The organism is Sphingobium sp. GW821-FHT02B05, from assembly GCF_059421905.1.
On the sequence record NZ_JBWKVW010000002.1, the window covers coordinates 502,593 to 513,987 of the forward strand.

At 62.3% G+C, this 11,395-nt stretch carries 8 protein-coding genes; 4 read left to right on the plus strand and 4 right to left on the minus strand.

Going from position 1 to position 11,395, the window contains the following annotated elements:
* Positions 1 to 209: 209 nt before the first annotated feature.
* Positions 210 to 2,366: a dipeptidyl-peptidase 5 gene (locus AC07UX_RS11895; RefSeq protein WP_495192208.1), complete on the plus strand. Its 2,157-nt coding sequence runs from the start codon at positions 210 to 212 to the stop codon at positions 2,364 to 2,366.
* Positions 2,367 to 2,474: 108 nt separating this feature from the next.
* Here the strand turns inward: AC07UX_RS11895 and mqo are convergent, their stop codons facing one another.
* The 3 genes from mqo to AC07UX_RS11910 all read right to left on the minus strand — a co-directional run bounded on the left by mqo (position 2,475) and on the right by AC07UX_RS11910 (position 7,132).
* Positions 2,475 to 4,199, minus strand: coding sequence for a malate dehydrogenase (quinone) (gene mqo, locus AC07UX_RS11900; RefSeq protein ID WP_495192209.1), 1,725 nt, complete (start codon positions 4,197 to 4,199; stop codon positions 2,475 to 2,477).
* A gap of 98 nt (positions 4,200 to 4,297) precedes the next feature.
* Positions 4,298 to 5,779 (minus strand): alginate export family protein, encoded by a 1,482-nt coding sequence (locus AC07UX_RS11905; RefSeq protein WP_495192210.1) that lies wholly within the window; start codon positions 5,777 to 5,779, stop codon positions 4,298 to 4,300.
* A gap of 12 nt (positions 5,780 to 5,791) precedes the next feature.
* Entirely contained in the window at positions 5,792 to 7,132 is a 1,341-nt protein-coding gene (locus AC07UX_RS11910; protein ID WP_495192211.1) for a dicarboxylate/amino acid:cation symporter, read from the minus strand.
* A gap of 253 nt (positions 7,133 to 7,385) precedes the next feature.
* Between AC07UX_RS11910 and AC07UX_RS11915 the strand changes: the two genes are divergently transcribed.
* Together AC07UX_RS11915 and AC07UX_RS11920 are read left to right on the plus strand one after the other, a co-directional pair.
* The gene (locus tag AC07UX_RS11915) at positions 7,386 to 9,143 is read left to right on the plus strand and encodes a sensor histidine kinase (RefSeq protein WP_495192212.1); all 1,758 of its coding nucleotides are present in this window, start codon (positions 7,386 to 7,388) and stop codon (positions 9,141 to 9,143) included.
* Positions 9,140 to 10,456, plus strand: a complete 1,317-nt coding sequence (locus AC07UX_RS11920) for a sigma-54-dependent transcriptional regulator (RefSeq protein ID WP_495192213.1) — start codon at positions 9,140 to 9,142, stop codon at positions 10,454 to 10,456. Before AC07UX_RS11915 ends, AC07UX_RS11920 begins: the two co-directional genes overlap by 4 nt.
* A gap of 112 nt (positions 10,457 to 10,568) precedes the next feature.
* On the opposite strand, the gene AC07UX_RS11925 is transcribed toward AC07UX_RS11920, so the two are convergent.
* Positions 10,569 to 11,240: a FadR/GntR family transcriptional regulator gene (locus tag AC07UX_RS11925; protein ID WP_495192214.1), complete on the minus strand. Its 672-nt coding sequence runs from the start codon at positions 11,238 to 11,240 to the stop codon at positions 10,569 to 10,571.
* Here AC07UX_RS11925 and AC07UX_RS11930 point away from each other — a divergent pair.
* Positions 11,220 to 11,366 carry a hypothetical protein gene (locus tag AC07UX_RS11930; protein ID WP_495192215.1) on the plus strand — a complete coding sequence of 49 codons (147 nt, stop codon included), beginning with the start codon at positions 11,220 to 11,222 and terminating at the stop codon, positions 11,364 to 11,366. The genes AC07UX_RS11925 and AC07UX_RS11930 overlap by 21 nt on opposite strands.
* The last annotated feature ends 29 nt before the right edge of the window (positions 11,367 to 11,395 follow it).

Sequence of the window (11,395 nt, forward strand, 5' to 3'; positions counted from 1 at the left end):
TACGGCGGGCCGCCGCGCAGGTCCACCATGGGCAGCGTGAAATCCGGCCGATCTTCGACGATAACGCCTTGACGCGAAGGTCGCGATATATTCTCCCTCACCATAAAGCGCACGCGCAACGCTCGCGCCCCTCGCCAACCGAGGGTAACGTAAAAATCAAACGGCGCGGCGGCTGAACGTCGCACCGGCACAAAGGAACAGGGTCGAATATGGGAAAGATTGCACGTCTTCTAATGTCTGCGGCAATGGTCGCTGGCCTGGCCGCGCCGGCGCTCGCCCAGCCCAAGCAGGTGCTGACGCATGAAACGCTGTGGATGATGAAGCGTGTCGGCGCGCCGCTGACCAGCCCGGACGGCAAATGGGTCGTCTATGCGCTCAATGAGCCGTCCTATGCGAAAGACGGATCGGTCAGCGACCTGTGGATCGTCCCGGCCGACGGCAGCGCGAAGCCCCGCCGGCTGACATCGACCAAGGCGGGGGAAAGCGATCCGGCATGGGCGCCCGACAGCCGCCGCATCGCCTTTTCGGCCAAGCGCGAAGGCGACGATGTCGCGCAGATCTACATTCTCGACCTGGCAGGCGGCGAAGCCCGGCGCGCGACCGATGTGCCGACTGGTGCCGCGCGGCCGCAATGGCGCCCGGACGGACAGGCGATATTGTTCGAAAGCCTCGTCTATCCCGGCGCGATCGACGCTGCGACCAACAAGAAGGCGGCGGAAGAACGCAAGGCGCGCAAATTTTCCATGCGCGTCTATGAACATTTCCCGATCCGCTACTGGAACGACTGGCTGGACGATCGCCGGCCCAGCCTTTGGGTGCAACCGCTGGCCGAAGGCGCCGTGGCGCGCGACATGATCTCCACGACGAAGTTGGGGCAAGCAGAGGGCTTTGGCGGCAGCCCGCAAAATGACGGCGGCGCGACCCTGTCCCCCCTATGGAGCCCGGATGGCAGGGAAATCCTGTTCATCGCCACCACGCAGCGATGGGATGCTGCCCATGCGCGGGTCAATTACGGCCTGTACCGGATGCCGACCGACGGCGGCGAACCGACGCTGGCCACGCCGGTTGCGGGCGAATATGGCGATCCCAAATTCACGCCCGACGGCAAAAGCCTGATCGTCAAGTTCAACAGCCAGGGCGATGACGTCTATGACCTGGCGCGGCTGCATCGCATCGCCTGGCCGGCCGGCGGGGCCGCGACGCTTCTCACCGGCGCGTTCGATCGCGAAGTGGACGGTTATGCCGTGACGCCTGACAGCCGCACCCTCTATCTGACGGTGCCGGACGCGGGCATGGAAAATCTATACCGCCTCCCCGTTGCTGGCGGCAAACCCGAATTGGTGGTCGCCCCCAAGGTCGGCGGCTATAGCGCGATCGACATTCCATCCGACGCAAAATCCACCGAGCTGATCGCCAGCTATGGCAGCGCGGTAAACCCGGCTGAAATCGTGCGCATAGATCCCAGGACGGGACGCCATAGCAACCTGACCAACGTCAACACGGCGCTTGCCGCGACGATCGACTGGTCCAGCCCCCAGCATTTCTGGTTTACCAGCGACAAGGGACGGCGCATCCATAATATGATCGTTACGCCACCTGCGTTCGACCCGGCCAAGTCCTATCCGCTGATGGTGCTGATGCATGGCGGCCCGGCATCGTCCAATGCCGACCAGATCGGCCTGCGCTGGAATTATCATTTGCTCGCCAGCGCGGGTTACGTCGTATTGATGACCGATTATACCGGATCGACCGGCTATGGCGAGGCCTTCTCCCGCGCGATCAAGCTGGACCCGCTGCGCGGCCCGGCCGAGGAGATCAACCGGGCCGTGGATGAGGCGGGCAAGCGCTTCCGTTTCATCGACACCAGCAACGCCTGCATCGGCGGAGCCAGCTATGGCGGGCATCTGGCCAATTGGATGGAAGCCACGACCACCCGCTATAAATGTATCGTCAGCCATGCTGGCGAAGTCGATCTGTTGACCCAATGGGGCACCAGCGACTTCAACTATGGACGCGAAGTGGCGAGCGGCGGTCCGCCCTGGGGCGACAGCAAGGTGTGGCGCGATCAAAGCCCGATCACCTATGCCAAGGACTGGAAGACGCCGATGCTGCTGACGGCCGGCGAGCGCGACTATCGCGTGCCGATGTCGAACACGCTGGAAACCTGGTCGACGCTTCAACGGATGCAGGTGCCCAGCCGCCTGCTCATCTTCCCCGACGCCTGGCATTGGATCACCAAGCCTGAAGACAGCCGCCAATTTTATCATGAGGTACAGGGCTGGCTCGCCCATTATCTGAAGGGCGCACCAGCGGTGAAGGGTGGCCCCTTTGCCACGCCGGAAAAGACCGCCACCGTCACGGATTGATCCGGTCGATCTCGATATGAAAATGCCGGCCGGATCATATGATCCGGCCGGCATTTTCTATTCATATATGCGCTGGGCGTTGGTGCCTGAACATATCTTCGACCAGCATTACAGCGCCTGCTGTTCCTGGTTCAGATTGCGCTTTCCCGACATCTTCGGTTCGTCATCGGAGTTGCCGCCGCTGAGCGTCTTGGGCACCTCGACATAAGGCAGGCCCAACGTCTGGCTGGTCATGCGACGGATACGGTTGGTGAGGTCCGGGCTTTGGTTGAGCTTCTGGCCATAGGAGGGGACCATCGCCGCCACCTTCGGCTTCCAGCTGGTCGCCATTTGTTGCGGAAAGGCGCGGCGCATTACGTCCAGCATGATCGCTGGCGAAGTCGAAGCGCCCGGAGAAGCGCCCAGCAAGGCCGCGATGCTGGCATCCTTGTCGGTGACGATTTCCGTACCGAACTGCAAGACGGTCCCCTTCTTTGGATCATATTTGATCACCTGCACACGTTGGCCCGCAGTGATCAGCTTCCAGTCGCCGCGCTTCGCGTTGGGATAATATTTGACGAGTTCGGCCTGCCGCTGCGCGTCGGTCAGCGTCGCCTGCTGCGCCAGATAGCGAACCAGATCCAGATTTTCCGCGCCGACCTTCAACATGCCGCCGACGTTATTTTTGTAAACCGATGCGAACAGGTCGAGCGGCGAGCCATTTTTCAGGAACTTCGTGCTTTGGAGCGCGAAAGGACCAAACAGGGTCACCGATTTTCCGTCCAGCTTGCGCGCATCCAGATGCGGCACCGACATGGGCGGCGAACCGGCCTCGGCCTTCCCATAGACCTTTACATTGTGGCGGCCTGTGGCGGCAGGCCCCTCAAACGCCAGGAACTGGCCGCCAACCGGGAAGCCGGCATAGTTTTTCGATTCCGGAATGCCCGACATTTGCAGCAGTTTGAGCGAGGCGCCACCTGCGCCGATGAAAACGAACCTGGCCTTGACCACAGTATCGCTGTTCTTTTTCAGGTCATGGACGGTGACGTTCCATGTCTTGTCCGTATTCTGGTGCAGGCCGCGCACTTCCTGGCCCAGTGCCAGGTGAAAATTGGCGTTGCGGGCCAGTGCATTGGTCAACTGGGTCGTGATAACGCCGAAATTGACGTCGGTGCCGATCGGCATGAAGGTTGCCGCCACCTTCTGCCTTGGATCGCGCCCTTCCATCACCAGCGGCGCCCAACGGCGGATTTGCGCGGGATCCTGCGAATATTGCATGCCGTAGAAGAGCGGGTTCTTGACCAGCGCATCGCGCCGCTTGTGCAGATAGGCGATATTGTCGTCGCCCCAGACGAAGCTCATATGCGGGGTGGCATTGATGAAATCGGTCGGCCTGGGCAGCCGCCCCAACTTCACTTCATGCGACCAGAACTGGCGCGCAATCTCGAACTGCTCGGCGATATCGACGGCCTTTTCGGTCGCGATCGATCCATCGTCCTTTTCCGGCGTATAATTCAGCTCGGCAAAGCCCGAATGGCCGGTCCCTGCATTATTCCAGCCGTTGGAACTTTCCTGAGCGACCTTATCCATCCGCTCGTAGATATCGATCCGCCAATTTGGCTCCATCTCCTGGAGGTAGGTGGCCAGCGTTACGCCCATGATGCCACCACCGATTACCAGCACGTCCACCGGCTTGTCATTGGCTGCTGCCTTCCCGGCCGGGGAAGCCATCGGGCGGAAAAGATAGGCCGTGGCGGCGATTGCCAGCAGCAGGATCGCGATGGCAAGGGCGAGAAGTATCTTCTTGAGCAGGGACCGGCGGTGGGTTGGTGCCGGACTGGAGGAGGATGTCATGATCTTGGGTTCCGAAACTGCGTGGAAAGGGGGCCGGGCGACCGGATGCGCGTTCGCCAATCTTGTCCGTCAGGTCATATGCACCACCCCATTCACCTTCAGAACCGAAAGCTCAACCAGCCGGCCAGATAATCGCTGTTGCCGTAGCCGGCACGGCTGAGCACCGGCCCTGCATCCAGATGTTCGTACCGCCCGACGAAGGACAGGCGCGGCGTGATCGACCAGGCGATCTGCGCGCGGATCGATTCCCCGATCTTGTGACCGGGTACGGATTGCGTTCCTGCGAAAATCGACTTGTTGGCGCGATAGACCGCATCCTGATCGTCGGCGCGCCAGGCGAACTGATATTCCATCGTCGCCTTTACCCTCTTGAACGGCGACAGGGTCAAACTGGGCGCCAGCGTTTTGAGGTTGGTCGGCGTCATGCACAGTTGGTAGCTATAATAGATATTATTGCCGAAGGGGGCGTAAGCCGCCTTGAGCGTGCCCCCCGAGAAGGTACCGCCGCCGCTCGCATAGTCGGCATGGAAGCCGATGCGCGGCGCCATCGGCAGCTTGCCTGGCAATTTATAGCTCTGGTTGAAGAAAAGCTGCCACGCGCTGATGTCGCGAGCGTCGAAATGGCCGAACTGGTGGTTGACGGTCCAGTCGACATTGAACGGTCCAGCCTCGCCCCACAGGCGCGCGCCGGCATAGAAGCGCTCGACCCGGCCGGAAACCCCGCCCCAAAGCGCCTCGCTGGTACGCAGCCGCCAGAAAAAAGGATCGAGATAGAGTTTGGAGCCACCCAGCGCCGCCTGGGGAATGCGGATGCCGGCCGTAAAGCCGGAAAAGCGCCGTCCCTGCTCGACATCGTCGTCGCCGGTGCCACCATTGCCCAGCGCGGTCGGCTTGAAATCGAAGGCGTCGATGCGCAGCGATCCCGTTCGGGCCCAGGCGCGCACGCCGTTCAGCGCATAGCGGATCGTGTTGTTGTCGCGCTGCGACGTCAGCAGGTTGGCGCCGTCGGTAAATTCCTGTCGCCCGTAACGCAGCCCAAGGTCCATGCCCGCGACCCTGCCCCGCAGTTCGGCAAAGGACTGAAGCAGCACCAGATCGTTGCGCAGCGATCCCGAAGGCGATCCGATATTGTCGCCGGCGATGCCGCCATGGGCAATCTCTCCATAAAAGCGCAAATGCGGCCCCACATGCAGGTCGGCGCCGCCCACCAGCCGGTTGATATCCTGCCGTTGGCTGCCCGCATTTCGCAGGTTGAGGTTGCTGGTGTAATTGACCCGCACCCGCGCTTCGCCACTCAGCGTCACATAGATGTCGCCGTCGCTGTCAAGCGGCAGATATTTGAGGCGATCGAACAGGTCGTCTCGCTGTTCGGGATCGGCCTTGTCGCGCCAGTCCTCCGTCCAGCGCGACAGGGCATAGCCGCCCGACACTGCGCCGTCGCCGACGGCATCGGCGGGATAGAGGCTGGCAGGTTCAGCCGGCATGGCGTCCGCCCATGCGGGACCGGCGGTTAGGATTGCGAGAGTAAGAGCGGAAAAGATGGCGGGGCGGCGCGCGGCCGCGCAAGGAAAAAGAACCATGATGGCTGCGCCTCATTCCGCCGGTACGGCTTTGGGCAGCGCAGGCGCGACCGGGATTGATGTCCCTACCTCGCCCCGCATCGCGGCCTGCAATTTGTCCGGGTCCAGCTTCCCTTCCCAGCGCGATACGACGATCGTGGCCACGGCATTGCCGATGAAATTGGTGAGGCTGCGACATTCGCTCATGAAGCGATCGACGCCTAGAATAAGGGCCATGCCGGCGACGGGCACGGAGGGGACGATGGAGAGGGTCGCCGCCAACGTGATAAATCCCGCCCCGGTCACGCCTGCTGCACCCTTGGACGACAGCATGGCCACGCCCAGGAGCAGGATCTGATCTCCCAGAGGCAAATCGATGCCGGTAGCCTGCGCAATGAACAGCGCAGCCAGCGTCATGTAGATATTGGTACCATCCAGGTTGAAGCTGTAGCCGGTGGGCACCACCAGGCCGACGATCGACTTGGGGCAGCCTGCACCTTCCATCTTCTCGATGAGCGCAGGAAGCGCGCTTTCCGACGAGGAGGTGCCGAGCACCAGCAGCAATTCGGTCTTGAGGTAACGGATCAGGCCGAAGATCGAGAAGCCCGCCATCCGCGCGACCACGCCCAGGATCACGAACACGAACAATGCCGAAGTCAGGTAGAAGGTCCCCACGAGGAAGGCGAGGTTCGCCAGCGTGCCCACGCCATATTTGCCGATGGTGAAGGCCATGGCGCCGAACGCGCCGATGGGTGCCGCCTTCATGACGATGGCCACCAGTTTGAATATCGCGGTCGAGACCTCGTCCAGCAGGTCGAGCACGCGCGCGCCGCGATCGCCGATCAGTGCCAGCGCGACGCCGAAAAGGATCGCGACGAACAGCACCTGAAGAATATTGCCGCTGACGAAGGCGGACAGGAAACTGTCGGGAATGATGCCGGTCAGGAAACCAGTCAGCGTGCTGTCATGCGCCTTTTCCGCATATTCGCTGACTTTGCTGGCATCGAGCGTCGCGGGATCGATGTTGAGGCCGGCGCCCGGCCGCACGACATTCGCGACGATCATGCCGACCGCCAGCGCCAGCGTGGAAAAGAAGAGGAAATAGGCAAAGGCCTTGCCCGCAACCCTGCCGACGCTCGCAATGTCGCGCATCCCTGCAATGCCGGTGACGATCGTCAGGAAGATCACCGGCGCGATGACCATTTTTACCGCTTTGATGAAGGCGTCGCCAACCGGCTTCATCGCCTCGCCCAGATCGGGCGCGAAATGACCGAGCGCTACGCCGGCGACGATCGCCAGCAACACCTGCGCATAGAGATGGAGATACCAGGGGCGCCGAACGGTGGGCGCGTGAGATAGGGAGGATAGCTGCATGACAAGTCTTTCTGGCCCTCGCCAAAAGCCTGCCCGCCTTCTTTATCGGACGGGTCGGGAATTGAGGTGCGCATTATCCAGCGATCGTGAGGGGCGGACAAATTGTCATGAAATCTAATTTTATCACTATATTTCAGCTATATAACGCTAACCTCTCGTAGATCGCCGCGCTAACCAGTGCATATTATTGCCCGTTCGAAAATATGTATGTGCAGAAAATTGCACACGCCCGCCCGATGCGCTAAGCAGCCATATGCACGGCGGCCGCTTCCCGACTCGTATCTTGTGGATCACCCTTTTTTTGTGCGTGGGTGGCGGCATTATGTGGCTGTCGGGCGCGATCGCCGAGCGCAACGCCATCGCCCGGCTGAGCGCTGAGACGCGAGGGGCGGCAATCCTGCGCCAGGCTTATCTGAAGAGCGAGATCGAACGGTTCCGCCTGCTACCCATCGCCCTGTCCGATGATAGCGACCTGCTCGCAGGTCTCACCGGATCGCGGGCCGCATTACAGGCATTGGACCGCAAGCTGGAGACGCTGGCCCGCACTACGGGCGCGGCGCAAATCTATGTTCTCGACGCAGCCGGCCAAACCGTCGCATCAAGCAACTGGGGCAGCGAACGCAGCTTTGTCGGCCAGGACTATTCCTTTCGCAACTATTTCAAGCTTGCCGCCGCTCATGGATCGGGTGCGCAATTCGCGTTGGGCACGATCAGCGATCGGCCTGGCATGTATCTGTCGCGGCGTTCGCGCGGCGGCGGCTATGTCGTGGTCAAGCTGGAGTTTGACGGGATCGAGCAGCAATGGGCGCGGCTGAGCGAAATCACCTTCATCACCAGTCGAGAGGGTATCATCCTCATCACCAGCCGACCCGACTGGCGCTTCACGACCATCCACCCGCTTTCTGCCCAGGCCAAGCAACGGTTCCGCGCCGAATTGCAGTCCGGCCGCGGATCTCTGCTGCCCGTACCGCTTCAGGGCATTAGCGATGCCGACGGTCGGCAGATCGTAAGCCCCGGCGACGATCCGCACCGCCGCCTGTTGTGGCAGGCCGTTCCGGCAGGCGAGCCGGGCTGGCAACTCAACATGCTGACCCCGTTGCAAGGCGTGGAAAGCATCGTGCGCACGGTGCGGTTGGCAACCCTTCTACTGTTGCTGCTGATGGCGGGCGGCATCTGGATCTTGCGCGAACGTGCCCATCGGCGCGCGGAGCGAGCCGCCATGACTGCTGCCCGTACCAGCGAATTGGAAGCGATGGTCACGGCCCGCACACACGCATTGCGCCGCGAGATGGAAGAGCGCGCCGCCAGCGAGACGCGCGCCGACACGTTGCGCGAAGGTTTGCGTCAGGCCAACCGGCTCGCCTCGCTGGGTCAGATTACCGCCGGCATCGCCCATGAGACGGCGCAGCCGGTTGCGGCCATCCGCAACTATGCCGCCAATGGCCGCTTGCTTATCGAACGCGGCGAGATTCAAACTGCGGTCGAGAATATGGCAGCGATCGAGCGTCTGACCGATCGGATAGGCAAGGTCACGGCTGAACTGCGTGGCTTTTCCCGCAAGGCGACAGGGGCGATCGACGCCATACCACTATCCGCACCGATCGAGGGCAGTCTGCTGATCCTTAAGTCGCGGCTGGCGCGGGTCGAATTGCAATTGCCCGATATACCGGACGGTCTGCGCGTTATGGCCGATACGATCCGACTGGAGCAGGTGCTCGTCAATCTGCTGCAAAATGCGCTCGAAGCGCTGGAAGACGCGGCCACGCCGGTCATCCGCCTGTCCATCGCGTCCGATGCAGACACCGTATCGCTGTCGCTGATCGATAATGGGCCGGGTATAGATCCGTCGGTACAGGATCAACTCTTCACCCCGTTCGTCACCAGCCGCCCGTCGGGACTGGGGCTAGGCCTTGTCATCGCCAGTGACATCATGACCGATATGGGGGGATCGTTGCGCCTTGTCCCCAGCGACACGGGCGCCCATTTTCAACTGAGCTTGCAGCGCGCATGAACGATATGCCTCCGCGTGCGGTCGCCCTGGTCGACGATGATGATGATCTGCGCGTCGCCATGGCCCAAACGCTGACCCTGGCGGGCTATCAGGTCAGCGCCTTTGCCAGGGCCGCCGACCTGCTGGATGCACTCGAAACCGATTTTGCCGGCGTGGTGGTCAGCGACGTGCGCATGCCGCACATGTCCGGTGTCGACCTGTTCCGCACGCTCCACGCCCGCGACGCGGAATTGCCGGTGATCCTCGTGACGGGCCATGGCGACGTGCCGATGGCGGTGGATGCGCTGAAAGCCGGCGCCTGGGACTTCCTTACCAAGCCGTTCGACCCCGACGCGCTGGTGGCATCGGTCGGGCGTGCGAGCGAAAAGCGGCTGCTCGTCATCGAAAATCGGCGACTGCGCGCGATGGTCGATGCGCCCGTCCCGTCGCCGCTCATTGGTCACTCCCCAGCGATCGAGCGCCTGCGCGACATGATCGCGACATTGGCCGACACCCATATCGACATAGTGGTCGAAGGCGAGACCGGCACGGGCAAGGAGTTGATCGCGCGCATGATCCACCAGCGCAGCCGTCGCGCCAGTGCGCCTTTCGTGAGCGTCGCCTGCGCCGCCATACCCGACACCATTGCCGAAACCAGCCTGCATGGCGAAAGCCTGGTCGGGCGCGTGCCCCTGGAAGGCCGGCTCACCCGCGCGCATCAGGGCACGTTGTTCCTCGACGATGTCGATCAGTCTGGGGCTGCGCTCCAGGCGCATTTGATCCAGTTCCTTGAAGACCGGCTGGTCCGCCCCATCGGCGCGCGTGAACCACAACCGGTCGATCTGCGCGTGATCGGCTGCATGACGGGCGCAGGTGAGGCCATGACCATCCAGCCGGCGCTGCTGTATCGACTGGCGGCAGTGCGGCTGCACATCCCGCCGCTGCGCGAACGGCGGGAGGATATTCCGCTGATCTTCGCCCATCTGCTCGATGCCGCCGCCCGGCGTTTCCGCCGTACGGTCCCGCCGGTGAGCCGTGCCGTGCTCGCCCATCTGCTCGATCATGACTGGCCCGGCAATGTCCATGAGTTGGGGCGCCTGGCCGAACGGCTGGCATTGGGGCTGGAGCAAGAGCCTGCAAGCGATGTTGCCTCGCTGCCGCTCGACGCGCGCATGGACGCATTTGAACGCATGGCCATCATCGAGGCGATCCAGGCAACGGGGGGAGATATGGGCCAGGCCATCACGCGCCTGGGCCTGCCCCGCAAAACCTTCTACTACCGGGTGCGCCGGCTCGGCATCGACCTGCGCAAGATCCGGGGCCTCGATAGCTGACGGGGTACCTCATGACAGATGCGCGATGGTCAGGACGAGCGGAACTGCAAGCCGGGCGGACGTCGATGCGATGACCGTGTCAAATCTAGTATGAGAAATAGACTGGCAACGCTCACAACATGCCAGCATCGGCCGATGCGTTACGGATCAACGCCAGCATCTTCAGCCGGGCTTCCTCGGCTTCGCCGCGCATGATCGCATCGAATACAGCGTCATGATCGGGCATGGGATCGCGGGATTCCCTGCGCTCGTCGCGTGCGAAGCGGGTGGTCCAGGCGACCACCGCGGTAACGGATGTGGCCAGCGTGATGAGCGATTCGTTACGTGTCGCATGCAGGATCAGCCGGTGGAAACTTTGATCGGCAGCGCGTCCCTCCGACGTTTGCAGGCCGAAACGACGCATTTCCTCCAGGGCGTGGCCCATGCGGGATATATCCTGCCCATCCCGCCGCAAGGCCGCAAACTGTGCGGCCGCTGGCTCCACGACGATACGCAGTTCGAAAATATCGCGCAGAAATTCGGCAGTTGGACCAGCCTCGAACATCCAGGCGAGTACGTCCAGATCCAGCATGTTCCACCGCAGCCTGTCGGTGATGCGGGTGCCGCTCTTGGTTCGGCTATAGACCAGCCCCTTGGCGGATAAGACGCGAACGGCCTCCCGATAGGCGGTCCGCGATACACCCTGTTCCGCGCTATAACGCTCCTCCCCCGGCAATATGTCGCCCGGCTGATAGCGGCCGCCGACAATCGCTATGCCAAGATCATGAGCGATCCGGTCATGCACGGCCCGTGGCGCCGGGCTGGCCGGGCGGGAAAGTGGGTGATCGTCTGCCTGCATCATGCCGTCTTCGTCCGCCTTGTCGCTTCGGTCGTCAAGCCCGATCCCGCCAATTTCGAGAAATTGGTATGAGGAAAATAGCCAACACGACGCCCAATCTC